Genomic DNA, 25505 nt, shown 5'->3' with positions numbered 1-25505 from the left:
GGCATCAACGTTCACGCCTTGATGAATCCATAGGTCACCCACATCCAAGCGAAGCCAAAGGCCGTCAGCCACGTGGATACCTGTAGAGCCAACTTAAGTTTTGCAGGGAAGTTTTCTAGTTCTTCGATGTCCAGATGCCCTCGGCGCATATGTACGCCAGGCCAAATGAGTATTCCACAAAGAAACGTTATCAGCAGCCACCGAGCGCCAAAGCGCCGCGTGCCCAAAAACAGTTTCATTTGCTCCAGGCCGGGATGACTTTGGATAGCCGAGGTTGCAACAGTGAAATTTCTTGTACCCGCGATGAATGCACTGACCGCGCAACCGGCCAACGCGATCACGAACGGACACGCCAGCATTAGCCACTTCAGCCACACGGGCCAACTCTCGAACTCAGTCATAATGTGATTCGTAGATCAGCTCGCCCATTTGCTCACCGCCCTCCGCACCGGCGATGCTCCCAGCAAAAGCCCCTCCCCCGACCAGCGCAATGCCACATACCGGCGCCCCGAAACCCGCGGTACCAGCAGAGAACACCCCACATACAGCGAGCGCAGTAATCCCAGCAATCTTGCCACCCACGATCCCTCCCGCCAGCCCCCCAGCGAAAGCACCTGCCTCAGACAAACGAATTTTTTTGCAGCCTTCGGTTTCCCCTGCACGGCAGGCCTCTTGGACTTTCAGATAGGAAGATGTACCACCTAAGCCAATTCCGACATGCCCACCATACCGAAGGTACTTACTAAGCTTCGCCACTTTGTCCAAGTATGTGGCGTACCCAGGAATCTGCCCTGGCCCGCCGGCTTTCGACCAATGATGCACAAGGCTCTTGGTCGAGATATTCAAGCTTTTCTTCAGCCGCTCGTAGGCCCCTAGATTCAGATGTTTATTTAGAAAAGTCGCCTTCAGCTGACCATCTAGCTGCTCCAATAACAGCCGTCGTTCGGCGAAGAACGATGGACTATTCAGATGGCCATCCGTGGCAGATCAGCCAAGATAGCCTCACGCAAGCGCATGCCAGTGGCTCGCGCAAGCAGAACGATCGCGGCGGCCCGCAGCTGATGATGGTGGCAAAGCACATTGACGATCTGCTTAATCTGCTCACGGTTCTGACCTTGCGGCGCCGACTGGCGAACCCTGATGCGCTGCATACCCAACGCCTTGCTCGGGCTGGGCAACTTCACGTACTGATCACCGCGAAGCGCCGCCATGGTTCTGTTAACACTGGATAGCCGATTTTGCGCGGTGCTGATGGCGAGGTCACCGCGCCTAACTACCTCACGCAGATGATCCGCATAGTCGGCCAACACCTTCCGATCAATCTGCCGTGCATCATTCAATCCGGGCCCCTGTTCGGAGCGGCACCATTTGACGAATGCCTGCCAGCGATCACAGTGCGCTTTGACCGTACCGTAGTGACCAGCGCCGAACATGTCTTTCAACGCCTGCGGCCCTGCATAGCTCAGTTGCCTGCCGTAGCCGAAATTACGGCCATCGCGTCTACCCACCAATGCCATGTCGAATCACCTCATCGCCGGTTCTCCTATCCTCGCCCCACGTCATCCCGCCAAGAATGCTGAGTGTTATCAGGGATCAAGGCCCCTGCGACCTGTGGGGAATGTCCTCTACGCGGGACTGGCGGCTCCTTACGTCCGGGAGCAAGGGCATCTCATGATCTGGCCTCCTTAACACCGTTGCCGATGGGCGGGTAGAGGCAGTGCTGGCTGACGAAACCAGCACCTGAAGACCCTGAGCCGGGTGAACGCAGCAATGCGATGACCGGGGCATGCCTGACTGTCAGTCAGGTGCTGTCCATTCCTTGGTCTGCGGCACCATCATCTACAGCGCTGTTGCTGGTGACATCGGCGTTTGTCACGCCGATTGTCACGAGGGGGAATGCCGCAAAGCCTTGTGCGATCAGGGCTGCAGCAGTGGTAGAAGTGCCCGTCTCTTTCCAGAAGAAAGAGACGGGCACAGGTTGGCGCAATAGTCGGCCAAGCGGATAGGTTGCTGCAGGGCAGCGAGGTACGGTGTGTCTGGCGCACGAGCGCTATATGTGTAAGAGCATCCATCACATGGGTAGTGACCGGGCGAGCTGCCGGATGCGAATCGCCCTTGGGGAGAACCACCGCGAGAGCGGCGTGACCTTGAAGGCTCAGGTCACCTGGGGTGCTGTCAACGACAGCCTTTGCACTGTCTTTTCTACGCCCGCAATCCGAGAGGGTCAAGCGACTCGCCCGCTGGATTTTGCAGTTGAACATGACGTTGGGCGTGTACGGAATCCCGTGGTTTCCAGTGGCCGATGTGGTGCTTTTGATCTTTTTAGGTAAGGTCCATCCAAACAGGGCGGCTTTGCAGCCCTGTTTGGATGGACCCGCATGGAAAGCGGATCATCGAAACTTCAAAGCCGTGCGCTCACTCGACTGCGCCACGCCTTGCTCTAAGGCTAGAGACGTTTGTCCCGGTCTGATTCGCGAACTCATGCGGCGAGATATGCTCCTGCCGGTTCGCTTCGAGGTAACGACTCCACCAAATCATGATCATTCGCCGTTCCTCCAGGAACTCGGCCTTGTGGATATATGCCGCCCGAACGTTGTTGCGCTCCCTGTGACTCATCTGCCGTTCGATAGCCGTCTCGGACCAAAGCCCGGATTCAACCAAGGCACTGCACGCCATTGACCGAAATCCATGCCCGCAGATTTCGGTCTTGGTGTCGTAGCCCATGTTCCGCAAAGCGCTGTTGACCGTGTTCTCGGACATAGGCTTCCACGAGCGAGCGTCACTGGTGAATACCAAATCGAAGTACCCCGTGATCGCATGAATCTGTTCGAGCAACGCCACCGCTTGTGGTGATAGGGGAACCAGATGGATGTCGCCTGCCATCTTCGTTCCTCTGGTCGAATACGGAACACCGTCCAACGCGGGCCGCGTGTCAGGTATTTCCCAGATACCGCGCTTCAGGTCGAACTCACTCCAACGTGCGAAGCGCAATTCGCTGGAGCGTACGAACACATGCAGCGACAGCATGACTGTCAGCCGAGTGAGCGTGCGCCCTTTGTAGTTCTCGATGCGGTCCATCAACTCAGGCAGACGTGACAGCGGGAGTGCAGGCCGGTGCGTAACCCGTGGCGCGCTGATGAAGCCCTCAAGGTCATATGCAGGGTTCACCGTGATCAGCCGCAGCCGCTTCGCCTCACGCATGATGCTCTGAAGGTAGTTTTGTACCCTTAAGGCCACATCGATCGTGCCGCGCTTCTTGATCGCCTCAAGCGGCTGCATGAGGTCGAAGGTATCCAGATCAACGATGGCGCGTGCGCCTAGCAGGGGGAATACGTGAGTCTTCAAACGACTCAGCACGGTCCTGGAATGGCCAGGCGCCCACTTCACGGACATTTCCTTATGCCAGTCCAAAGCAACACGCTCGAACGTGTGGCCTCTGACAACCGCCTCGGCCTTGGCCTGCTGCTTGGACGCAATCGGATCAATGCCTTCAGCCAGCATCCGCTTAGTCTCCAGACGCTTCTGCCGAGCATCTGCAAGTCCGATGACGGGATAGTTGCCAAACGAGGTCAGCCCCTCTCGCCCATCCGGTTTCACATATCGGAAGCGCCAGCCTTTGCGGCCATTGGGGTAAACGAGGAGGTAAAGCCCGTCACCGTCGAAAAGCTTGTAGGGGCGGTCAGTGGGTTTGGCCGAGCGGCATACGGTGTCGGTCAGGGGAGCAGTAGTACGAGCCATAAGGGTAAACCCCTTTATCGAATCGACTTTATCCCAAACGTTACCCCTAAATCGGCTGGCAGCTATCGGAATCCGACGGAACGCCATAACGAAAAAACCCGCCAGAAGGCGGGTTTTACGGGGGTTCCAGAGATTTTGGTAGCCTTAACTGGAACCTGAACTGGTGCCGGAGACAGGAATCGAACCTGCGACCTTCGCGTTACGAGTGCGCTGCTCTACCGACTGAGCTACACCGGCGTGTAGCGCAACGTACCACTGCTCACACCCGTAACGCAAACCCCTGTTTCCGCTGGTTTATTGCCCTGCCCTCAAGCCCCCTTGCACCCTTTGGGCGCCAGGTCTTCCTCGATGTCGGTCGTGCACGCCCAGCCGCTGGCCGAACGCGTCAGGGTCAGGGCCTTGCCCAGCACGTTGGCCGGGGCATCCACCAGGGTGCATACAATGCTGCCGCTGCCATCTGCGGCCTTGCCGCTCGCCGTGATCGCACAATGCGCCGTCGCCGGCTGGCCACCCAGGGCGGCTACATCCGCTACATCCTTCCCATCATTCAGCCGCAGATCCATCGCCGTCTTCAGCGCGCTGATCTCCAGCAACCCGGCCGCGGCCTTGGAGCGTGCCTGGTGGTTGGTGTACGTCGGTAAGGCGATGGTCGCCAGAATGCCGATGATCGCGACGACGATCATCAGTTCGATCAGGGTGATACCGCGTTGCCCTTTCATGAACGTAGTTCCTTTTTGATTCGCTTACACATTGAGGTCAGTTGCGCCCCAACCGGCAGCGGCGCAGTAGGCCTGAACAGACACCTTTTGTCACCCCTGCCCGCACGGGCGTCATCTTCGCTGAACTACTCTAGTGAGCATCACGGACGCGTGCCCTTGCATGGACGCGGCAAGCTGTTTCCAGGCTTGTCGCCGGGGCTGAACAAGGACCTTTGCATGACTTCATCTTCACTTCTCTACCGCTGGCACGGCACCGACGCCAATGGCGCGCCGGTCAGCGGCCAAACACCCGGGCGCAGCCCGGCTTATGTGCGCGCCGGGCTGATTCGCCAGGGCATCACGGTGGCGAGTTTGCGGCCGGCCAGCGGGCTGGCGTTCAGTTTGCCAAAGCGGCGCGAAAAGGCAGACCCGGCGGGGTTCAGCCGGCAGTTGGCGACGTTGCTCAAGGCCGGGGTGCCGCTGCTGCAGGCGTTCGAGGTGATGGGCCGCAGTGGTTGCGATGCGGCGCAGGCGGCGTTGATGGAAAGATTGAAACAGGATGTGGCCTCGGGCCTGGGGTTGGCGGATGCGTTGCAGCGTCACCCGGCATGGTTCGATGCGCTGTATTGCAACCTGGTACGGGTGGGCGAGCAGTCCGGTACGCTCGACCGGCAGCTGGAGCAACTGGCCGGCGTGCTGGAACAGCGTCGGGTGCTGCACAAGAAGGTGCGCAAGGCGATGATCTACCCGCTGCTGCTGTTGCTGACCGGGCTGGGGGTGTCGGCAATCTTGTTGCTGGAGGTGATTCCTAAATTCGAGAGCATGTTCTCGGGCATGGGCGCGGCGTTGCCGGCATTTACCCAATGGGTGATCAACTTGTCCACAGGGCTGAGCCGTTTTGCGCCGCTGCTGCTGGTGATGGGCTTAATGCTGGGTGTTGCCGTGCGCCAGCTTTACCGGCAGCACGCGCCAGCGCGCCTGTGGATATCTCGGCGGGTGCTGGGCTTGCCCGTGTTTGGCAAGTTGCTGGGGCAGGCCGCGCTGGCGCGGTTTGCGCACAGCCTGGCAACGTCCTACGGCGCCGGGGTGCCGTTGCTGGATGCGCTGGGTACGGTGGCGCGGGTAACGGGTGGCGACCTGCACGAGCAGGCGGTGTTGCGGCTGCGCCAAGGCATGGCCAATGGGCAAGGGCTGAACCAGGCAATGGCAGGTGAACCGCTGTTTCCCCCGTTGCTGGTGCAGTTGACGGCCATCGGTGAATCCAGCGGCACGCTGGACCAGATGCTGGAAAAAGCCGCCAGCCATTACGAGGAGCAGGTCAGCCAGGCGCTGGACCAGTTGACCAGCCTGCTGGAGCCGGCCATCGTGCTGATCCTGGGCTTGCTGGTGGGTGGCCTGGTGGTGGCGATGTACCTGCCGATCTTCCAGTTGGGTAGTTTGATCTGAACATGACTTTATGGGCTTTGCTGGCTGAACAGCCAGCGTACTTCCTTACTTTCGTCACGGTGCTCGGCCTGCTGGTGGGCAGTTTTATCAATGTGCTGGTGTATCGCCTGCCGATCATGCTGGAGCGGCAATGGCAGCGTGAGGCGCAAGAGGTATTGGGGCTGCCGACCACGCAGCACGCGCGTTTCGACCTGTGCCTGCCCGCCTCCCGGTGCCCACACTGCGCGCACCGGATTCGTGCGTGGGAGAACATTCCGGTCATCAGCTACCTGGCCTTGGGCGGGCGCTGCTCGTCCTGCAAAAACCGCATCAGCCTGCGTTACCCGGTAGTGGAAGTGGCCAGCGCGCTGCTGTCGCTGGTAGTGGCCTGGCGCTTCGGCGCTTCGGTAGAGGCGTTGGTGGCTCTGCCGCTGACCTGGTGCCTGTTGGCGCTGAGCCTGATCGATGCGGACCACCAGCTGCTGCCGAATGTGCTGGTGCTGCCGACCATGTGGCTAGGGCTGATCGTCAATGCCTTTGGTATCCATGTGGCCCTGGCCGATGCCCTGTGGGGCGCAGTGGCCGGGTATCTCACCCTGTGGACGGTGTACTGGGTGTTCAGGCTGGTCACCGGCAAGGAAGGCATGGGCTATGGCGATTTCAAGCTGATGGCGCTGATCGGGGCGTGGGGGGGTTGGCAGGTGCTGCCGTTGACGCTGCTGTTGTCGTCGGTGGTCGGGGCGCTTGTTGGCCTGTGCCTGCTGCGTTTTCGCCGGCATGCCTTGGGCACGGCAATCCCGTTTGGCCCTTATCTGGCAATTGCGGGGTGGATTGCCGTGCTCTGGGGTGATGAAATATACGCCTCATACATGCAACTGCTTGGATACTGATGACCACTGCGGCCTTTACCCCCTGGATTCTCGGCCTGACCGGCGGCATTGGTAGCGGCAAAAGCGCCGCTGCCGAGCGCTTTGTCGAGCTTGGCGTGCACCTGGTCGATGCCGACCAGGCGGCGCGCTGGGTTGTCGAACCTGGTCGCCCGGCCCTGGCCAGCATCGTCGAGCGCTTCGGCCCGGGCGTGCTGCAGGGCGACGGCCAGCTCGATCGTGCCGCCCTGCGCCAGCTGATATTCACCGACCCGGCCCAACGCAAATGGCTGGAACAACTGCTGCACCCGCTGATCGGCCAGGAGATTTTCAGCTATCTGGCCAAGGCGCAGTCGCCTTATGCAGTCTATGTGTCGCCGCTGCTGATCGAATCGGGCCAGCACCACAAGACCCAACGTGTGCTGGTGATCGATGCGCCGCAGGACCTGCAAATAGCCCGAACCCTGGCGCGGGACAACACCAGTGCCGAGCATGTGCAGGCCATTTTGCAGGCGCAGTTGGCCCGTGAGGATCGCTTGCGCCATGCCGATGATGTGGTGGTCAACGACGGCGGCCTGGCCGCGCTGCATGAGCAGATTGACCGCCTGCACCACTTTTACCTGACTTTGAAAGGAGGCCAGCCATGAGCCAGCCATTGACCGTCGATTGCCCGACCTGCGGCGCGCCTGTGGAATGGAGCGAAAAAAACGCGTTCCGGCCGTTTTGTTCGGACCGTTGCAAACTGATCGACCTGGGCGCCTGGGCGGCTGAGGAGCACAAGATTGCGGGGTCGGAAGAGTCCGAAGATGAGCTGTATTCGGGGGACCTGGAGCCGCGGCATTGAGCTGATCCACAAATACAACGCGGGCCCACAACCCGCGCGCTACCTGTGGGAGCGGGCAAGCCCGCGAAGCAGGCGCCGCAGTGGATGGCACGGGCTTCGCCCGTGTTCGCGGGCAAGCCCGCTCCCACAGTGTGAGTGCAACCGCTGAGTGCTGTGCATTACCCCCGAAGAGGCCGGCACAGCCACCACACATTCACCGCTCATCTTCCTTCCACGGCGCCTGCAGGTACCGCGTCCGGTTGAAGGTTTCCAGCCACTCGGGGCAAAACACCACCAGCGCACTGATCACCATGCCGTTGATGAACGCCTCGGGGAACATCATCAGCCACAGGTAGCCAACAAAGTCGCTGAGCCACTCCGGCAGGGCAAAACGCCCGTCCAGCCACAACACCCCTAGCGCTGCGGGGACGCAAATCAGCACAGTCAGGGCGGCCGGAAAAAAACCCGAACAAAAGATGTAAACGAACAGGTTGCGGGGCTGGGCACGCTCCACCAATAGCGCGCACACCTCGGTAATCAGCACCGGCAAGCCAACCAGCAACAAACCATTCACCCCCAGCGCCGCCAGGTCCTGACGCCCCAGCGCCAGCAAGCCGAGCTGGGCCATGAACCCACCCAGCACCGCCAGCGGCCAGTCCAGCAACAGGGTGACCGCCGTCATGCCAATAAAGTGGTACGACACCCCGGTATCAAAGTCGCGCCGCACCAGCCACAGCGCAAACAGGCAGAACACCGTGCCAAACAGCAAATGCTGGCGGCGCCGGTCGGTAAACAGTTCCACCCAGCGAACCCGGCTGACCGCCCAGATCAGCAACGGCACATAACCCAGCCAGCCAAGGGTAAGGGTGGTGCCGGATAACACCTGCGCGCTGATCACCTGAACAATACCCTTTGCGGCCATGTGGATAAAACCGAGTCTACACCCATTCTCCCATTCCTTCGGCTGCGGTAGGCTGACGCTTCCATTTGATGCAGGAAGCATTGGTCATGCTGGAAGGAACCAACCCCGCCCTGCTACTGGCAGCGGCACTCAACGCCATCATCGGCGTACTTCACCTGGCCATCATCGCCGTGGGGCCGCGTTGGTACCGTTTGTTCGGGGCCGGTGAGCGCATGGCGGTGGCCGCCGAAAAGGGCCGCTGCTACCCGGCGCTGATCACCGCCACCATCGCCTGCGTGTTGCTGGCCTGGTCGACCTATGCGCTGTCGGCTGCCGGGGCGATCGGGCGGCTGCCCTTGCTGCTGCCAGTCATTTGCCTGATCACCCTGGTGTACTTCCTACGCGGTCTGCTGGGGCCAGGACTACTGGCAGGCACCGGGCGTTCGCAGCGTTTTATCGTGGTCAGTTCGCTGATCTGCCTGGGCTTTGGCGTGGTGCATCTGGTCGGGCTGGTGCAGCAGTGGCCGATGCTGGGCTGATTCTCACGCTTAAACAGCATCTTACCGTCATCGATTAGCGGCTAAGCTTGTCTGCATGGATGACTCAGACTACCTGCGCCTGCTTACCATCCAGGCCGAACAAGCCAATGCCTTTCTCTCCAACGCCCGTAAGTGGGAGCGGGAGCGTTGGGTGTGCCAGCGCCTGTTGCAGGGGCTGAACATTCCCTACCGCAGCGAGGACTTCACCCCGGCGGGGCAGGAGCCACCAGACGTGCTGTTCCGCGACGCCGCCTTCGAGGTGTTTTTCGTGCTCGACGAGGGCCGCCGGCTGAACGATGAATGGCGCGAGGAACTGCAGCGGCGCCGCAGTGCGTTTTCCCTGGCGCAGCTGGTACGCCGCGAAGCACGCCCGCGGCGCATCAGTGCCACCGAACTGCTGGGGCGCCTGGCGCCCACCTTGCGCAAGAAGGCGCACAATTACCGGGAACGCGGGCTGGAGCTGAACGAGCTGGACATCATCGCGTTCTCCAGCCTCAAGCGCGAAGTGCTCGACCTCAACACCCACTTCCCGCCGCCTACCGAATACCTGCGCCAGGGGTGGCGTTCGTTGTCGCTGGTTGGGCCAACCTTTGCCCGGGTACTGTTTGCCCACCCCGATGCGCCGGATTTCCTGCGCGGCAACCTGGGCCGCAGCATCGTCTTCGACGTAGGCATCAGTCTTTGATCCAGTGCAGCGACTGTTTGCGATGGCGTACACTCGGCGCCAGGGATAGAAAGCATTATCATTTGTTTCAAGCGCCTGCGCGAACGCTGTAGCGTTTGCGCAGTCACAAACGTCTACCTGACGAGGCCCACCATGACCAGTCGCCTGAACCCGGAAGATCAGCGTCGTGTCGATGAGTATCTGCGAGCCCCCCAGCACCAAGTCGAGCGCAGGCCCTTCCGGCCGTGGCTGCTCCTTGTGCTGGTGCTGGCCGTGACCATCGGGTTGGGTCTCATCAGCCGCCTGCTGAGTGGACTGGTGCTATGAGCTGCTTCGCGCTCGCCCTCCCCTCGTGCAGTTTGCGGCCGGCCCCCAGGGCCACGAATTCCGTAAACCTTATGAGATATTCCCATGACTCATCGCATCGTGATTGTCGGCGGCGGCGCCGGCGGCCTGGAACTGGCGACCCGCCTGGGTAAAAGCCTGGGCAAGCGCAAGCAGGCCGAAATCACCCTGGTCGACACCAACCTCACGCACATCTGGAAGCCACTGCTGCACGAAGTGGCCGCCGGCTCGCTGAACTCCTCGGAAGACGAACTGAACTACGTGGCTCAGGCCAAGTGGAACCACTTCAATTTCCAGCTGGGGCGCATGAGCGGCCTGGACCGTGAAGGCAAGCAGATTCAACTGGCTGCCACCCTCGACGAAGAGGGCCGCGAGCTTCTGCCTGCGCGCACCCTGGGCTACGACACCCTGGTGATCGCCGTGGGCTCCAACACCAACGACTTCGGCACCCTGGGCGCAGCGCAGCACTGCCTGTTCCTGGATACCCGCAAGCAGGCCGAGCGTTTCCACCAGCAACTGCTCAACCACTACCTGCGTGCCCACGCCGGCGACGTGGCCAGCGAGAAAATCAGCGTAGCCATTGTCGGCGCCGGTGCCACCGGTGTAGAGCTGGCGGCCGAGCTGCACCACGCTGCCCACGAGCTGGCGGCCTATGGCCTGGACCGCATCCAGCCCAAGGACATGCACATCACCCTTATCGAGGCGGGCCCGCGCGTTCTGCCGGCGCTGCCGGAGCGCATCAGCGTACCGGTTCACAAAACCCTGGAAAAACTCGGGGTGAAGGTGATGACCAACGCCGCAGTCAGTGAAGTGACCGAGGACGGCCTGAAAACCAAGGACGGTGAAGTGATCCAGGCCAGCCTGAAAGTGTGGGCAGCCGGTATCCGGGCGCCAGGTTTCCTCAAGGACATCGATGGCCTGGAAACCAACCGCATTAACCAGTTGGTGGTGCGCCCCACCCTGCAAACCACCCGCGACGACAACATCTTCGCCTTCGGTGACTGCGCCGCCTGCCCGCAACCTGGCAGCGACCGCAACGTGCCGCCGCGCGCACAGGCGGCGCACCAGCAGGCTTCGATGCTGGCGCAAAGCCTGAAGGCGCGCCTGGAGAACAAGGCCCTGCCGACTTACGAGTACAAGGACTATGGCTCGCTGGTGTCGCTGTCGCGCTTCTCGGCGGTGGGCAACCTGATGGGTAACCTGATGGGCAGCGTGAAGCTGGAAGGCTGGCTGGCGCGGATGTTCTATGTGTCGCTGTACCGCATGCACCAGATGGCGCTGTACGGGTTCTTCCGCACGGCGTTGATGATGCTGGGCAGCAAGATTGGCCGGGGTACCGAGCCGCGCCTGAAGTTGCACTGACAGGCGCCCCATGCCCTGCATGGCGCGGGTTTACCTGTGAATGCGATGGTGGCTGCACTGCCGTATTCGCGGGTGAACCCGCTCCTACAAAGGGGCGGTGTGGCAAACAGGTGGGATTTGCACCGATGGGCGCATTTTTCGAGGCAAAAGAAAAAGGGCATCTCATGCGAGATGCCCTTTGTTCATGGTGGGTCGTGTAGGATTCGAACCTACGACCAATTGGTTAAAAGCCAACTGCTCTACCAACTGAGCTAACGACCCAAAAATGGTCGGGGTGAGGGGATTCGAACTCCTGACATCCTGCTCCCAAAGCAGGCGCGCTACCGGACTGCGCTACACCCCGAGTGTTTCAAAAAAAAGGGCATCTCTTTGGAGATGCCCTTTTCTACATGGTGGGTCGTGTAGGATTCGAACCTACGACCAATTGGTTAAAAGCCAACTGCTCTACCAACTGAGCTAACGACCCGGAAAATGGTCGGGGTGAGGGGATTCGAACTCCTGACATCCTGCTCCCAAAGCAGGCGCGCTACCGGACTGCGCTACACCCCGAGATTGGCTCCGCGACCTGGACTCGAACCAGGGACCCAATGATTAACAGTCATTTGCTCTACCGACTGAGCTATCGCGGAACTGAACTTCGGTACAACTCCGAAGACTGTGTTCGCTTCGGACTCTTTAGCTTCTTCGCTTTCGCGTTGTCGCTGCTGAGGCCGGCTATTCTACATTCTTCGTTTTGCTTGTCAACCACTTTTTTTCATTCAACTTACTGATTTGTAAGTTGTTTTGCGATCACCGATGTTGCTGGTGATTCGCTTAGTGCCTGACAACGCGGCGTATATTAGGGGCACTCTAAATTTGATGCAAGCAAAAATTTCAAAAATTTCAGGCGGTTACCCCGGGTTGGCGCAAAGGCCCGAAATAGCTGGGCTGTGCCGGCATTGGCAACAGGCAAAAAAAGCCCCGCAAACGCGGGGCTCATGGTGCAACACAATCAGCCGAAGACGATTTCGTCGCCTTCCACCTTGGCGGTGATCGCCGTACCGGGCAGGAACTTGCCGGCCAGAATCAGCTGCGCCAGCGGGTTCTCGATCCAGCGCTGGATCGCCCGCTTCAGCGGCCGCGCGCCGTACACCGGGTCGTAACCCACGGCAATCAGCTTGTCCAACGCCTCTGGGCTCAGGCTCAGCGACAGTTCGCGCTCCAGCAAACGGCTGCGCAGGCGGCCGAGCTGGATTTCGGTAATACCGGCAATCTGCTCGCGGCCCAAAGGCTCGAACACCACCACTTCGTCGATGCGGTTGATGAACTCCGGACGGAAGTGTGCCCCCACCGCATCCATCACTGCCGCACGCTGTGCCTCGCGGTCACCCACCAGTTCCTGAATCTGCGCCGAGCCCAGGTTGGAGGTCATCACGATCACGGTGTTGCGGAAGTCCACGGTGCGCCCGTGGCTGTCGGTCAGGCGGCCGTCTTCCAGCACCTGCAACAGTACGTTGAACACATCCGGGTGGGCTTTTTCCACCTCGTCCAGCAGCACCACCGAGTAAGGCTTGCGCCGCACGGCCTCGGTCAGGTAACCGCCCTCTTCATACCCTACATAGCCTGGTGGTGCACCGATCAGGCGCGCGACGGAGTGCTTCTCCATGAATTCGGACATGTCGATGCGCACCATCGCCTCTTCGGTGTCGAACAGGAACTCGGCCAGCGCCTTGCACAGTTCGGTCTTGCCCACACCAGTCGGGCCGAGGAACAGGAACGAACCACTTGGCCGGTTCGGGTCAGACAACCCGGCACGCGAGCGGCGTACGGCGTTGGCTACGGCGGTTACCGCCTCGCTCTGGCCAATCACGCGCTGGTGCAGCAGCTCTTCCATTTTCAGCAGCTTCTCACGCTCGCCTTCGAGCATCTTGGCCACAGGAATGCCGGTCCACTTCGACACCACTTCGGCAATTTCTTCCTCGGTGACCTTGTTGCGCAGCAACTGGTTGTCGGTCTTGCCGTGCTGGTCGACCATCTGCAGGCTGCGCTCCAGGTCCGGGATCACCCCGTACTGCAGTTCGGCCATGCGGTTCAGGTCGCCTTTGCGACGGGCGGCTTCCAGCTCCTGGCGAGACTGCTCGATCTTTTGCTGGATCTGCGCCGAGCCCTGCACTTCAGCTTTCTCCGAAGCCCAGATTTCTTCCAGGTCGGAATACTCACGCTCCAGCCGCTCGATTTCTTCGGTCAGCTTCTCCAGGCGTTTTTTCGCCGCTTCGTCTTCTTCTTTCTTCAGCGCCTGCGACTCCACCTTCAGCTGGATCAGGCGGCGATCAAGGCGGTCGAGCACTTCCGGCTTGGAGTCAATCTCCATGCGGATGCGGCTGGCCGCTTCGTCGATCAGGTCAATGGCCTTGTCCGGCAGCTGGCGGTCGGTGATGTAGCGGTGGCTGAGCTTGGCCGCAGCGATGATTGCACCGTCGGTGATGGCCACCTTGTGGTGCACTTCATAGCGCTCTTTCAGGCCACGCAGGATGGCGATGGTGTCTTCCTCGCTCGGCTCCTCGACCAGCACCTTCTGGAAACGGCGCTCCAGGGCGGCGTCCTTTTCGATGAACTGGCGGTACTCGTTCAGCGTGGTGGCACCTACGCAATGCAGCTCGCCGCGGGCCAGGGCCGGCTTGAGCATGTTGCCGGCGTCCATGGCGCCCTCGCCTTTGCCGGCGCCGACCATGGTGTGCAGTTCGTCGATGAACAGGATGATCTGGCCTTCCTGCTTGGACAGCTCGTTCAGCAGGCTTTTCAAGCGCTCTTCGAACTCACCGCGGTACTTGGCACCGGCAATCAACGCGCCCATGTCCAGCGCCAGCAGGCGCTTGCCTTTGAGGCCGTCAGGCACTTCACCATTGATGATGCGCTGGGCCAGGCCTTCGGCGATGGCGGTTTTACCCACGCCAGGCTCACCAATAAGCACTGGGTTGTTCTTGGTACGGCGTTGCAGCACCTGCACGGTACGGCGGATTTCATCGTCACGGCCAATGACCGGGTCCAGCTTGCCCTCTTCGGCACGCTTGGTCAGGTCGACGGTGTATTTGTCCAGCGCCTGGCGCGATTCCTCGGCGTTGGCGTCATTCACTGCCGCGCCGCCACGCAGGTTGTTGATGGCATTTTCCAGCGCTTTCTTGCTCACGCCCTGGCTCAGCAGCAGCTTGCCGAGCTTGCTGTTTTCGTCCATGGCGGCCAACAGCACCAGCTCGCTGGAAATGAACTGGTCGCCCTTCTGCTGTGCCAGGCGGTCTGCCTGGTTAAGCAGGCGTGCCAAGTCCTGCGACATGTTCACGTCGCCGGTAGGGTTCTGTATTTTTGGCAGTTGGTCGAGCTCTTTCACCAGCCCCTGGCGCAGGCCATTGATGTCGAAGCCTACCTGCATCAGCAGCGGTTTGATGGAGCCGCCCTGCTGTTCGAGCAGCGCCTGTAACAGGTGCACGGGCTCGATGGCAGGGTGGTCCATGCCAACGGCCAAAGACTGGGCATCGGATATTGCAAGTTGCAGCCTGCTGGTTAAACGGTCTATTCGCATGGTGTACCTTCCTTTAAAGGGCAGGTCGGAGCGATGGACAGCGCCTGTTTATAAAGAAACCTGCCTGAGATGACTTTATAGATAAGGCTGATTCTGGAAGATTCAAGCTTAGCGGGGTTGACCAAAGTCAACCTGTTGGATTAACGGGGGCCATTCGCGGGCATGCTCGCCCCCACAGGTACACCACCAGTTTCAACGTTTGCGGAATCTCTGTGGGAGCGGGCGTGCCCGCGAAGAGGCCGGTACAGGCTAGCGCGGGTCCAGCCAGACCAACGATGCAAAACGCCCACCCTGCGGGGTACGGCGATAGGAGAAGAACCGCGCATCACTGACCGTGCACAAGCCACCGCCATAAACAGCAGTCACGCCACGGGCAGCCAGGCGAATACGCGCCAGCTCATAGATATCCGCCAACAGCTTGCCTGGCCGTTCGCCGTCGACGAATGCCCGAGCTGCTTGCGGGTGCACGGCGGTAAAGGCATCACGCACTTCCAGCCCCACTTCGAATGCTTGCGGGCCGATGGCAGGCCCCAACCACACCAGCACCTCTTCTGGCGGCAGCGCCAGCCGGTCCAGCGTGGCTTCCAGCACACCACCCGCCAGCCCACGCCAGCCAGCATGCGCCGCCGCCACGCGGGTGCCCGCGCGGTCGCAGAACAACGCAGGCAGGCAATCGGCGGTCATCACGGTGCAGGCAATGCCAGGCTGGCGGGTCCAGCTGGCATCGGCCTCGGCGACCACCGCCGGGTCGGCATCCGCCACCACCCGCCCATGCACCTGCTTGAGCCAGGCCGGTTGGATGGTGAACTGTTCGCTCAGGCGGCGGCGGTTCTCGGCGACCGCGGCAGGGTCATCCCCAACATGGTCGCCGAGGTTGAAGGTTTCGTAAGGCGGCAGGCTGACGCCGCCCTGACGGGTGGTGACACAGGCGCGGACCGAAGCCGGGGCCGGCCAGTCGGGGAACAGCAACGCCTGCGTCAGGTCACTCATCCGATGAAGCTCTCGCGGTCCTGGTTCAGCAGCGACAGCAACCAGACGAAGTCATCCGGCAGTGGCGATTCCCACTTCATGACTTCACCGGTAATCGGGTGGGCCAAGGCGAGGAAACGCGCATGCAGCGCCTGGCGCGGGAAGGTCTTGACCGCCTCGACCATGGTCGGGCTGGCAGCGGGCGGAATACGGAAGCGCCCGCCGTATGTCTGGTCGCCAACCAGTGGGAAACCCACGTGGGCCATGTGCACGCGAATCTGGTGGGTACGGCCGGTTTCCAGCTTGACCCGCACATGGGTGTGCGAGCGGAAGCGCTTGAGTACGCGGTAGTGGCTGACCGCCGGCTTGCCGCCGTCGGTTACAGCCATGCGCTGGCGCATGCCGCCGTGGCGGCCGATAGGCGCGTCGATCTTGCCACCGGCAGTCACCACGCCGATCACGATGCACTCGTAGATGCGGCTGACCTTGCGGGCCTGCATCTGCTCGACCAGCTTGGTCTGCGCCTGCAGGGTCTTGGCCACCACCATCAGGCCGGTGGTGTCCTTGTCCAGGCGGTGCACGATACCGGCGCGCGGCACGTTGACGATGTCTGGCACATGGTGCAGCAGCGCGTTGAGCAGGGTGCCGCTGGCATGCCCGGCCGCCGGGTGCACAACCAGCCCGGCAGGCTTGTTGATCACTAGGATGTGGTCGTCTTCGTAGACGATATCCAGTTCGATATCTTCTGCGATCCACTCGCCCTGGGCCTCTTGCTCGGCCTCCAGGGCAAGCTGAGAGCCACCATGAACAAGGTCTCGAGGGCGCACGACTGCACCATCGACCGTCAGGCGGCCCTCTTTGATCCACGAAGTTAGCCGCGAACGCGAGTACTCGGCGAACAATTGGGCGGCGACCTGGTCGAGGCGTTGGCCGCCCAGTTCGGACGGTACCTCTGCGCTAAGTTGAATGATCTCGGACATGCTCGATTCGGCGGGCGCACAGCCTTTGGTTTCGGCTGCGAGCTTGTGGTTAAATACGGCTTCTTTTGTCCCGGGGTTGGCCGGGGCGCTCATCATAACAGGACGGCACCGCCCAAGACAGCGGCCGTCAAAGGGACGCAAGCCGCCATGCGAGTGAAACACCTGCTGCTGATCGCCATCCTCGGGCTTACCGCGGCCTGTTCCTCTAATAAAGAGGTCATTGACGAGAACCTCAGCGAGGCCGAACTGTACCAGCAGGCCCAGGCTGATCTGGACAACTCCAGCTACACCAGCGCCGTGAACAAGCTCAAGGCCCTGGAGTCGCGCTACCCGTTCGGCCGCTATGCCGATCAGGCGCAGCTCGAGCTGATCTACGCCAACTACAAGAATTCTGAGCCCGAGGCCGCCAAGTCGGCCGCCGAGCGCTTTATCCGCCTGCACCCGCAGCACCCGAACGTCGATTACGCCTACTACCTCAAGGGCCTGACCTCGTTCGACCAGGACCGTGGCCTGCTGGCGCGCTTCCTGCCGCTGGACATGACCAAGCGTGACCCGGGCGCCGCCCGCGACTCGTACAACGAGTTCGCCCAGCTGACCAGCCGCTTCCCCAACAGCCGCTACGCGCCAGACGCCAAGCAGCGCATGATCTACCTGCGCAACCTGCTGGCTTCGTACGAAATCCACGTGGCCGACTACTACCTGAGCCGCCAGGCTTATGTAGCGGCTGCCAACCGTGGCCGCTACGTGGTCGAAAACTTCCAGGAAACCCCGTCTGTCGGTGACGGCCTGGCGGTGATGGTCGAGTCGTACCAGAAGCTGCACCTGGACGAACTGGCCGCCACGAGCCTGGAAACCCTCAAGCTCAACTACCCGGACCACCCGAGCCTGGTCGATGGCGAGTTCCAGCCCAAGCAGACCGAGTCTGACGGCCGCGGCTGGCTGTCCAAGGCCACCTTGGGCCTGATCGAAACCGATACCCCGCTGCCGCCAGGCGAAACCCGCGCCAACCAGGACGTGGTCAAGCAGTTCCAGGACGCGCGCGACGAGATGCCGCGAGAGCTGCTGCCTAAAGACGAGAACGGCGACCCGATCGTGCCGGAAGGCCCGAAAGAAGCCGAGAAAGACCGTTCCTGGTTCAGCTACATGACCTTTGGTCTGTTCGACTGACCCACAGCGGTAAATGAAAGGGAGGCCAGGCCTCCCTTTTTTTATGGCCGCGTCCTAGACTGTCGGCTTCTTCAACCGACAAGCTGGACATCATGGTTCGCCTACTTTTCTGGATCGCCCTGATCGCCGCCGCGTTCTGGCTGTGGCGCAAATACAAAGTCAGCCAGCAGTCGCACCCCGAGGCGAAGCTGGATGCGCCGCTGAAGATGGTGCGCTGTGCCCATTGCGGCGTGCACCTGCCCAACGACCGGGCGCTGCAGCAGGGCAATGAGTGGTATTGCAGCCAGGCCCACCTGCAGCAGGGCCCTGGCCACCAAGGCTGAACACGATGTCTGTTCAATCCTGAAACCAATTCGAAATCTGTGGGAGCGGGCTTGCCCGCGAAGCAGGCACCACGGTGTATGGCACCGGCTTCGCCGGTGTTCGCGGGCACGCCCGCTCCCACAGTTTTTATCTGCAATTTCGTGTTCCACATATCCCTCCCCGACCCTTTCACACCATTTACGACCCCTCCCCCCCGCCAGCATTGACCCGTCCGGCCAAAATTCGCTAAATCCTATTTATCCGCATAAATATGAAAAATAGCGAAATGCTCAAACCCAAACGCAAGCGCCAGAAGCTGTCCGATGTGATCGTCGAATCAGTCAAGCGCTCGATCGTCACCGAAGCGCTGCACCCCGGCGACCGCCTGCCTACCGAGCGTGAGCTGATGGAGCATTTCGAATGCTCCAAGGGCACCGCCCGCGAAGCCCTCAAGGCGCTCGAAGTCGAAGGCCTGGTCAGCACCCGCACCGGCCCGACCGGGGGCGCCTACCTGAACGAAGTGGGCACCGAGCCAGCCAGCCGCGCGCTGCGCAACTACCTGCATTTCCAGCACCTGGACGGCGAACAGGTGTACCAGCTGCGCAAAGTCATCGAGGTAGAACTGGCGGTGTCGGTGATGGGCAAGCTGAGCGAAGCCGATTACGCCGCGCTGCAGGCCAACATCGACTTCTGCAGCGCGCCGGAAGACAGCGAAGAAGGCCAGCGTGAGCAGCGCCTGGCGGAGCTTGAATTCCACACCCTGCTGGCCAACCGCTGCCCCAACCCGTTGCTGCGTTTCATGGCGGTGTTCCTCAACGACCTGCTGCGCGACCTGGTGGTGCTGAAAAAGGCCTACCTGCCCAAGCGCCAGCAGTTCGCCGCCGCCAACATCGACTACCACAAGCAACTGCTGACCGCCTTGCGCGCCAGCGACGAACCCGCCGTACGCCGGCTGATGCACGAACACATGTGCGACGCCGAGCACCACATGACCGCGCTGGAAGGCGAGGTTGCCCGTAACTTCCTGCTGGAGTTCGATCACCACCACTGATGCGCCTGCAAAGAGGCCTGCACACAGGCCCGGCCGTACCCGCTTTGTCATTGCCACTCCTGCCTAATAACCACAAACAAGGAGTTACTCATGCAAAGACGTACCCTGCTCAAGGCAGGCCTTGCCCTGGGTGCCTTAGGTAGCCTCCCCTTGGGGGCACACCGGGCATTCGCCGACCAACCGCTGACCTTCTATGGGCTCAAGTCCATGTCGGGCGCCTTCGCCAGCTACGGCAAGTACGCCGACATGGGCTCGCGCCTGGCCATCGCCGAGCACCCGCAGTTGCTCGGCCACCCGCTCAAGTACAAAGTCATCGACACCGAAGGCAACGCCGGCAAGGCGGTGCGCAAGGTGCAGGAAGCCATCGGCCAGGATGGTGCACGCTTCTTCCAGGGGTGCACCCTGTCGTCTTCGGCACTGGCGGTGTCCAAGGAAATCCACAAAGCCGGCGGCGTGTTCATGACGCCTGTGGGCGCCGATGAAATCACCGGCAAGGACTGCAATGCCTCAACCTTCCGCTGGTCGGTGCCCACCTATGGTGCCATCCGCGAAACCCTGGTGCCGATGAGCCGCCAGCTGCCCCAGGCCAAGCGCTGGTACACCATCACCCCGCAATACGTATTCGGCGATGCCCTGCTGGACAACGCCCGCAAAGTGTTCGCCGAGCTCGGCGTGGAACACATCGGCAACAGCTACCACTCGCTGCAGGAGCAGGAATTTTCCGGCTACCTGACCAACGCCATCGCCGCCAAGCCCGACGTGCTGGTGCTGCTCAACTTCGGTAGCCAGGCCTCCAACGCCCTGCGCCAGGCGGTCAACTTCGGCATCAAGGACCGCATGAAAGTGCTGATGGTGTGGTCTGCCGGCCTCGACCAGTTCCAGGAGCTGGGCAGCGACGTGCTCGAGGGCGTGTACCTGGGTGCGCAGTACTGGCACCAGGTCGACACCCCGCTGAACAAACAGTTGGTCGCCGCCACCCGCAAGGCCTATGGCATCAACCCCAACTATCCGCTGGCCGCCGACTACATCGGCACCAAGGTGATGCTCGAAGCCATCGTCAAGGCCGGCAGCCTGGACGGGGCCGCCGTGTCTGCGGCATTGCAGGGCATGCGCTTCCAGGGCCCGACCGGCGAAGAACTGATCCGCCCGGGTGACCACCAGGTGCTCAAGGACTACTACCTGCTGCGCGGCAAGCCCCAGGGGCAGATGCGCGACGAGGACGACCTGGCCGAAGTCATCAGTTCGGGCCGCTCGTTCGTCGAGGTCGATCACACCGGTTGCGCCCTGGCCTGAAGCTGCGGCGTTAGTCACAAACACTTGTACAGGCAGCCGCCCGGCGCGCTGTCGAGGGCACGCTCATGCTCGATTTGTACCTGTTCCAACTGCTCAACGGCCTGGGCCTGGGGATGATCTACTTCCTCATCGCCGTAGGCCTGACGATCATTTTCGGCCTGCTCAACTTCGTCAACTTCGCCCACGGCGCGTTTTTCTTGCTGGGCGCCTACCTGTGCTACACCGCCGTGGCCGTCACCGGCAACTTCTGGCTGGCGCTGCTGATTGCGCCACTGGTGGTGGCCGCGCTGGCCTGGGCGGTCGAGCGCCTGTTGATCAAACGCATCTACCACCTGCCGCACACCTTCCAGATCCTCGTCACCCTCGGCATCGCGCTGATCATCCAGGAAGCGTCGGTGCTGATCTGGGGCCCGGTGGGCAAGAACATTGCCGTGCCACCCGAACTGCGTGGGGTGCTGATACTCGGCGACTTCATCTACCCCTACTACCGCTTGTTCCTGATCGGCTTCGCAGCGCTGATCGGTATTGGCCTGTGGCTGCTGCTGGAACGCACCCGTTTCGGCGCACTGGTGCGGGCCGGTAGCGAAAGCACCGAAACCGTGTCGCTGTTGGGCACCAACATTTTCCGCCTGTTCTCCCTGACATTCGCCCTGGGCGTGGGCCTGGCAGGTGTGGCGGGTGTGCTGTTTGCGCCGCTACGGGGCGCCCAGCCCTTCGTCGGCCCGGAAATCCTCGGCATTGCCTTCGTGGTGGTGGTGATTGGCGGCATGGGGTCGTTCGGCGGGGCGCTGGTTGGCGGCCTGCTGGTGGGTGTGGTGCAAAGCATGATGACCAGTCTCTGGCCGCAAGGCGCCAGCCTGATGATCTACGGCGCCATGGCAGCAGTGATTCTGGTCCGTCCCTACGGCCTGTTCGGGAGAGCCTGAGATGAGCGAGAAAAACCCATTGCCAGTCGCCAAGGGCCGCGCCCCGGCGCTGCTGTCGCTGGTAGTTGCCAGCCTGGTGGCGCTGCCGCTGTTGCTGCCCTCGGCCACCCTGGCCACCGAGATCCTGATCTTTGCCATGGCCGCACTGGCCTGCAACCTGCTGCTCGGCTACACCGGACTGCTGTCGTTCGGCCAGGGCATCTTCTTTGGCGTGGGCGCCTATGGCGCAGCGCTGCTGATGATCCACCTGCAGTGGGGCATGTTCGCCGCGCTGCTTGGCGCAGCTGTGTTCGGCGCCTTCCTCGCGCTGCTGGTGGGCGCACTGGCGATCCGTCGCACGGGCATCTACTTCGTCATGCTGACCCTGGCCTTCAGCCAGATGGCCTACTTCCTGGCCTATACCCTCAGCGGCTGGACCGGCGGTGACAACGGCCTGCTTGATGTGCCACGGCCGAATATCGAAATCGCCGGCCATGTGCTGGTCGACCTGGCCGACCCACGGCACTTTTATGTGTTCGTCGCGGTGCTGTTCCTGTTGATCTTCGCCGCAGCCCTGCGGGTGATCCGTTCGCCATTCGGCAGCACCCTGCTGGCTATCCGTGAGAACGAGACCCGCGCCGCCGCCATCGGCTACGACACCCGCCATTTCAAGATTCTGGTGTTCATGCTGTCGGGCGCCATCACCGGCATCGCCGGGGCGCTGTACGCCATGCTGCTGCACTTTGCGCCGCTGTCGAACATCGACCTGATGATGAGCGAGAACATCCTGATCATGACCATCGTCGGCGGCACCGGCTCACTGTTCGGCTCGCTGCTGGGGGCCGGCGCCATCGTGCTGCTGGGTGACGTGCTGTCGGAGCTTTGGCCACGCTGGCTGATGCTGCTGGGGGTGATCCTGATTCTGGTGGTGGTGTTCATGCGTGGCGGCCTGTGGGGCGGCCTGACCGAACTGGGCAAGCGCCTGCTGGCCACCCGCAATGCCGATGACAAACCCCAGGCCAAGACCAAGGAGACCCTGTGATGAGCGACTACCTCCTGGAAACCCGCCAGCTGGAGCTGGCTTACGGGCCGTTCAAGGCGGTCGCGGGCGTTGACCTCAAAGTGCGAGCCGGCACCATCCACACCATCATCGGCCCCAACGGCGCTGGCAAGACCAGCCTGTTCCACTGCCTGACCGGCGAACGTCAGGCCACTGCCGGCAAGATCCTGTTCAATGGCCAGGACATCATTCGCAAGCCGTCCCACGGGCGGGTGGCACTTGGCATGGCGCGTTCGTTTCAGCTCACCAGCCTGTTCCAGAACCTTTCCGTGCGCGAGAACCTGCGCCTGGCAGCCCAAGGCCGTGATGGCCTGGGCGCGCTGAACTTTTGGCGCAGCGTCGAGCACAAGCGCAGCCACTGGAACACCGCCGACCAGGTGCTGGAGCGCCTGAAACTGAGCGCCCGTGCCGAAACCCTGGCGGGCGAGCTGTCGCACGGCCAGCAAAGGGTGCTGGAAGTGGGCATGTCGATCTGCGCCAAGCCCACCCTGCTGATGCTCGACGAACCCACTTCAGGCATGGGCATCGACGACATCCCGGTGATGACCGACCTGATCAGCGATCTTGGCCGCGACCATACCGTGCTACTGATCGAGCACAACATGAGCATTGTCATGTCGATCAGCCAGCGCATCACGGTGATGAGTCACGGCCAGATCCTGGTCGAGGGTACCCCTGAACAGGTGCGCAACGACGAGCGCGTACGCACCGCCTACCTTGGAGAGGCCGCCTGATGCTCAACGTCGATTCGATCCATTCCTACTACGACAAGAGCCATGTGCTCGAAGGTGTCTCGCTCAAGGTCGAGGCAGGCGAACTGGTAACGCTGCTGGGGCGCAACGGCGCAGGCAAGACCACCACCTTGCGCAGCATCCTTGGCATCGTCCGCCCACGACAGGGGCAGATCAGCTTCAACGGCCAGCAGTTGGTCGGCCGCGAAATTTTCGATATCGCCCGGCTCGGCATTGCTCTGGTGCCGGAACACCGCGGCATTTTCCGCCAACTCAGCGTGGAGGAGAACCTGAAGATTGCCGTGCGCAAAGCCAGCCGCTGGCAGCTGGAGGACGTCTACAGCATGTTCCCGCGCCTGAAGGAGCGGCGCCGCAACGGTGGTTTCGCCCTGTCCGGTGGCGAGCAGCAAATGTTGGCCATCGCCCGCGCCCTGCTCAACGGCCCCAGGCTGCTGATCCTCGACGAACCCACCGAGGGCCTGGCCCCGGTGATTGTCGATGAACTGGTGAAGATCCTGCGACGGATCAAGGACGAAGGGCTGTCGATCCTGCTGGTAGAGCAGAACCTGATGGTATGCGATGCCCTTGCTGATCGCCACTATGTGCTGGAGCAGGGCCGCGTCGCTTACCAGGGCAGTGCGGCGCAGTTCCGCGAGGACCCGAGCATCAAGAACCGTTACCTGGCCCTTAGCGCCTGACCCGACCGTGCTTACCTGTACCGGCCCTTTCGCGGGCAAACCCGCGCCTACAAAGGTGTCACCACCCTCAGCCCTGCGAGGCCTTTGTAGGAGCGGGTTCACCCGCGAATAGGCCGGTACAAGCAACCCAGAAATTTCAGGAGAGATGAACCATGAACACCCGCATCGATCCCTCGCAGCACCTGCTCGGCCAAGGCCCTCTGATCAACCGCGAGCGCCTGTGGCAATCATTGATGGACCTGGCCCAACTCGGCGCCACCGCCAAGGGTGGCGTATGCCGCCTGGCCCTGACCGACCTCGACCGCCAGGCGCGCGACCTGTTCGTGCGCTGGTGCGAAGAAGCCGGCTGCACCGTCAGCATCGACGCCATCGGCAACATCTTCGCCCGCCGCCCCGGCCGCAACCCTGCCCTGGCACCGGTTATGACCGGCAGCCACATCGACACCCAACCCACCGGCGGCAAGTTCGATGGCTGCTACGGCGTCATGGCCGGCCTCGAAGTGATGCGCACGCTCAACGACCTGCACCTGACCACCGAAGCCCCGCTGGAAGTGGTGGTATGGACCAACGAAGAAGGTTCGCGCTTCCCGCCCTGCATGATGGGCTCGGGCGTGTTTGCCGGTAAGTTCGGCCTGCAGGAAACCCTGGACAAGGTCGATGACCAAGGTCTGTCGGTCGGCGCTGAATTGCAGCGCATCGGCTACGCCGGCCCGCGCGTGCCTACCGGGCATGCCGTGGGCGCCTACTTCGAAGCACATATCGAGCAAGGCCCGGTGCTGGAAGACCAACGCACCACCATCGGCGTGGTCCAGGGCTGCCTGGGACAGAAATGGTTCGACCTGGTACTGACCGGTGTCGAGGCGCATGCCGGCCCCACGCCCATGCACCTGCGCAAGGACGCATTGGTCGGCGCAGCCGAAGTGGTGGCTGCGGTCAACCGCGTCGCTCACGCGCACCAACCACATGCCTGCGGCACGGTCGGCTGCCTGACCCTGCATCCAGGTTCGCGCAACGTTATCCCCGGCCAGGTACACATGACCATCGACCTGCGCCACCTCGACCCTGGGCACCTCGACGCCATGGTCAGCGAAGTGCGCGCAGCCATCGAAACCAGCACGGTGAAACATGGCCTGAGCTATCAGCTGACCCCGACAGCCGACTTCCCGCCGCTGTACTTCGCCGAGCAGTGTGTGGATGCCGTGCGCCAGGGGGCGCGTGCGCTGGGCCTGAGCCACATGGATATCGTCAGCGGCGCCGGTCACGATGCAATCTTCCTCGCCGAGCTGGGCCCGGCCGGGATGATCTTCGTGCCATGCGAAGGCGGCATCAGCCACAACGAAATCGAAAATGCCGCGCCCCAGGACCTGGCCAATGGTTGCGACGTCCTGTTGCGCGCCATGTTCCAGGCCGCCAACCCGGGAGCCCGTTGAA

The 25505-nt window shown here is 61.9% G+C and carries 24 protein-coding genes, 6 tRNA genes and 2 pseudogenes; 17 read left to right on the top strand and 15 right to left on the bottom strand.

Annotated elements, in window-relative coordinates:
* Window positions 1-11: 11 nt before the first annotated feature.
* The 6 genes and pseudogenes from PRJ_RS03380 to PRJ_RS03350 all read right to left on the bottom strand — a co-directional run bounded on the left by PRJ_RS03380 (window position 12) and on the right by PRJ_RS03350 (window position 4457).
* The gene (locus PRJ_RS03380; protein WP_104960744.1) at window positions 12-401 is read right to left on the bottom strand and encodes a hypothetical protein; all 390 of its coding nucleotides are present in this window, start codon (window positions 399-401) and stop codon (window positions 12-14) included.
* Window positions 394-975: pseudogene (locus PRJ_RS03375) on the bottom strand (PAAR domain-containing protein); the annotation flags it as partial. The pseudogene PRJ_RS03375 and the gene PRJ_RS03380, both read right to left, overlap by 8 nt.
* A pseudogene (locus PRJ_RS03370) lies at window positions 975-1517 on the bottom strand (integrase); the annotation flags it as partial. The pseudogenes PRJ_RS03375 and PRJ_RS03370, both read right to left, overlap by 1 nt.
* A gap of 898 nt (window positions 1518-2415) precedes the next feature.
* Window positions 2416-3738: an integrase arm-type DNA-binding domain-containing protein gene (locus tag PRJ_RS03360; protein ID WP_104962849.1), complete on the bottom strand. Its 1323-nt coding sequence runs from the start codon at window positions 3736-3738 to the stop codon at window positions 2416-2418.
* Window positions 3739-3899: 161 nt separating this feature from the next.
* A tRNA-Thr gene (locus PRJ_RS03355) sits at window positions 3900-3975 on the bottom strand.
* A gap of 71 nt (window positions 3976-4046) precedes the next feature.
* Window positions 4047-4457, bottom strand: a complete 411-nt coding sequence (locus tag PRJ_RS03350; RefSeq protein WP_104960743.1) for a pilin — start codon at window positions 4455-4457, stop codon at window positions 4047-4049.
* 216 nt (window positions 4458-4673) lie between these two features.
* Between PRJ_RS03350 and PRJ_RS03345 the strand changes: the two genes are divergently transcribed.
* Genes PRJ_RS03345 through yacG form a run of 4 tightly spaced genes read left to right on the top strand, consistent with a single transcriptional unit; the run spans window position 4674 to window position 7571 of the window.
* Window positions 4674-5882, top strand: a complete 1209-nt coding sequence (locus tag PRJ_RS03345) for a type II secretion system F family protein (RefSeq protein WP_104960742.1) — start codon at window positions 4674-4676, stop codon at window positions 5880-5882.
* Between the two features lie 2 nt (window positions 5883-5884).
* Window positions 5885-6751 carry an A24 family peptidase gene (locus PRJ_RS03340; protein WP_104960741.1) on the top strand — a complete coding sequence of 289 codons (867 nt, stop codon included), beginning with the start codon at window positions 5885-5887 and terminating at the stop codon, window positions 6749-6751.
* Window positions 6751-7374 (top strand): dephospho-CoA kinase, encoded by a 624-nt coding sequence (coaE, locus tag PRJ_RS03335; protein WP_064492469.1) that lies wholly within the window; start codon window positions 6751-6753, stop codon window positions 7372-7374. The genes PRJ_RS03340 and coaE overlap by 1 nt, the downstream gene beginning before the upstream one ends.
* Window positions 7371-7571: a DNA gyrase inhibitor YacG gene (gene yacG, locus PRJ_RS03330; RefSeq protein WP_010951889.1), complete on the top strand. Its 201-nt coding sequence runs from the start codon at window positions 7371-7373 to the stop codon at window positions 7569-7571. The genes coaE and yacG overlap by 4 nt, the downstream gene beginning before the upstream one ends.
* Window positions 7572-7764: 193 nt before the next feature.
* Here yacG and PRJ_RS03325 read toward each other — a convergent pair whose 3' ends face one another.
* The gene (locus PRJ_RS03325) at window positions 7765-8472 is read right to left on the bottom strand and encodes an energy-coupling factor ABC transporter permease (RefSeq protein WP_020190540.1); all 708 of its coding nucleotides are present in this window, start codon (window positions 8470-8472) and stop codon (window positions 7765-7767) included.
* 86 nt (window positions 8473-8558) lie between these two features.
* Here PRJ_RS03325 and PRJ_RS03320 point away from each other — a divergent pair, with 86 nt between their 5' ends.
* The 4 genes from PRJ_RS03320 to PRJ_RS03305 all read left to right on the top strand — a co-directional run bounded on the left by PRJ_RS03320 (window position 8559) and on the right by PRJ_RS03305 (window position 11361).
* Window positions 8559-8990 carry a hypothetical protein gene (locus PRJ_RS03320; protein ID WP_104960740.1) on the top strand — a complete coding sequence of 144 codons (432 nt, stop codon included), beginning with the start codon at window positions 8559-8561 and terminating at the stop codon, window positions 8988-8990.
* Window positions 8991-9045: 55 nt separating this feature from the next.
* Window positions 9046-9675 carry a DUF1780 domain-containing protein gene (locus tag PRJ_RS03315; RefSeq protein WP_003247546.1) on the top strand — a complete coding sequence of 210 codons (630 nt, stop codon included), beginning with the start codon at window positions 9046-9048 and terminating at the stop codon, window positions 9673-9675.
* A 132-nt stretch (window positions 9676-9807) separates the two neighbouring features.
* Window positions 9808-9981: a DUF3094 domain-containing protein gene (locus PRJ_RS03310; protein ID WP_008091951.1), complete on the top strand. Its 174-nt coding sequence runs from the start codon at window positions 9808-9810 to the stop codon at window positions 9979-9981.
* 84 nt (window positions 9982-10065) lie between these two features.
* Complete coding sequence (locus PRJ_RS03305) at window positions 10066-11361, top strand: NAD(P)/FAD-dependent oxidoreductase (RefSeq protein ID WP_003247549.1); 1296 nt, start codon at window positions 10066-10068, stop codon at window positions 11359-11361.
* Between the two features lie 185 nt (window positions 11362-11546).
* Here PRJ_RS03305 and PRJ_RS03300 read toward each other — a convergent pair.
* From PRJ_RS03300 to rluD, 8 genes are all read right to left on the bottom strand, one after another.
* Window positions 11547-11622, bottom strand: a tRNA-Lys gene (locus PRJ_RS03300).
* Window positions 11623-11627: 5 nt separating this feature from the next.
* Window positions 11628-11704 (bottom strand) — tRNA-Pro (locus PRJ_RS03295).
* 47 nt (window positions 11705-11751) lie between these two features.
* Window positions 11752-11827: transfer RNA gene (locus tag PRJ_RS03290), tRNA-Lys, on the bottom strand.
* 6 nt (window positions 11828-11833) lie between these two features.
* Window positions 11834-11910, bottom strand: a tRNA-Pro gene (locus PRJ_RS03285).
* A 4-nt stretch (window positions 11911-11914) separates the two neighbouring features.
* Window positions 11915-11990: transfer RNA gene (locus PRJ_RS03280), tRNA-Asn, on the bottom strand.
* 362 nt (window positions 11991-12352) lie between these two features.
* A complete protein-coding gene (gene clpB, locus PRJ_RS03275) occupies window positions 12353-14917 on the bottom strand; it encodes an ATP-dependent chaperone ClpB (RefSeq protein ID WP_104960739.1) in 2565 nt (854 codons plus the stop codon).
* A gap of 249 nt (window positions 14918-15166) precedes the next feature.
* Complete coding sequence (pgeF, locus tag PRJ_RS03270) at window positions 15167-15907, bottom strand: peptidoglycan editing factor PgeF (protein WP_104960738.1); 741 nt, start codon at window positions 15905-15907, stop codon at window positions 15167-15169.
* Window positions 15904-16866 (bottom strand): 23S rRNA pseudouridine(1911/1915/1917) synthase RluD, encoded by a 963-nt coding sequence (rluD, locus tag PRJ_RS03265; RefSeq protein ID WP_049588123.1) that lies wholly within the window; start codon window positions 16864-16866, stop codon window positions 15904-15906. Before rluD ends, pgeF begins: the two co-directional genes overlap by 4 nt.
* A gap of 147 nt (window positions 16867-17013) precedes the next feature.
* Here rluD and PRJ_RS03260 point away from each other — a divergent pair, with 147 nt between their 5' ends.
* From PRJ_RS03260 to PRJ_RS03220, 9 genes are all read left to right on the top strand, one after another.
* The gene (locus PRJ_RS03260; RefSeq protein ID WP_004577276.1) at window positions 17014-18033 is read left to right on the top strand and encodes an outer membrane protein assembly factor BamD; all 1020 of its coding nucleotides are present in this window, start codon (window positions 17014-17016) and stop codon (window positions 18031-18033) included.
* A 92-nt stretch (window positions 18034-18125) separates the two neighbouring features.
* A complete protein-coding gene (locus PRJ_RS03255) occupies window positions 18126-18356 on the top strand; it encodes a PP0621 family protein (protein WP_014589594.1) in 231 nt (76 codons plus the stop codon).
* 266 nt (window positions 18357-18622) lie between these two features.
* Window positions 18623-19387: a FadR/GntR family transcriptional regulator gene (locus tag PRJ_RS03250; protein ID WP_020192253.1), complete on the top strand. Its 765-nt coding sequence runs from the start codon at window positions 18623-18625 to the stop codon at window positions 19385-19387.
* 90 nt (window positions 19388-19477) lie between these two features.
* Window positions 19478-20680, top strand: coding sequence for an ABC transporter substrate-binding protein (locus PRJ_RS03245; RefSeq protein WP_003247562.1), 1203 nt, complete (start codon window positions 19478-19480; stop codon window positions 20678-20680).
* 65 nt (window positions 20681-20745) lie between these two features.
* On the top strand, window positions 20746-21606 hold the full coding sequence (locus PRJ_RS03240; protein ID WP_003247565.1) for a branched-chain amino acid ABC transporter permease: 861 nt from the start codon (window positions 20746-20748) through the stop codon (window positions 21604-21606).
* A gap of 1 nt (window position 21607) precedes the next feature.
* A complete protein-coding gene (locus tag PRJ_RS03235) occupies window positions 21608-22627 on the top strand; it encodes a branched-chain amino acid ABC transporter permease (RefSeq protein WP_003247567.1) in 1020 nt (339 codons plus the stop codon).
* Complete coding sequence (locus PRJ_RS03230) at window positions 22627-23379, top strand: ABC transporter ATP-binding protein (protein ID WP_012051121.1); 753 nt, start codon at window positions 22627-22629, stop codon at window positions 23377-23379. The genes PRJ_RS03235 and PRJ_RS03230 overlap by 1 nt, the downstream gene beginning before the upstream one ends.
* On the top strand, window positions 23379-24074 hold the full coding sequence (locus PRJ_RS03225; protein ID WP_020192256.1) for an ABC transporter ATP-binding protein: 696 nt from the start codon (window positions 23379-23381) through the stop codon (window positions 24072-24074). The genes PRJ_RS03230 and PRJ_RS03225 overlap by 1 nt, the downstream gene beginning before the upstream one ends.
* 152 nt (window positions 24075-24226) lie before the next feature.
* Window positions 24227-25504, top strand: a complete 1278-nt coding sequence (locus PRJ_RS03220; protein WP_104960737.1) for a Zn-dependent hydrolase — start codon at window positions 24227-24229, stop codon at window positions 25502-25504.
* The last annotated feature ends 1 nt before the right edge of the window (window position 25505 follow it).

Origin of the sequence: Pseudomonas sp. XWY-1 (assembly GCF_002953115.1) — a bacterium.
In the GTDB taxonomy this organism is placed as follows: domain Bacteria; phylum Pseudomonadota; class Gammaproteobacteria; order Pseudomonadales; family Pseudomonadaceae; genus Aquipseudomonas; species Aquipseudomonas alloputida.
Note: the sequence above shows the minus strand (reverse complement) of the source record. Positions and strands in the feature narration are given on the sequence as shown.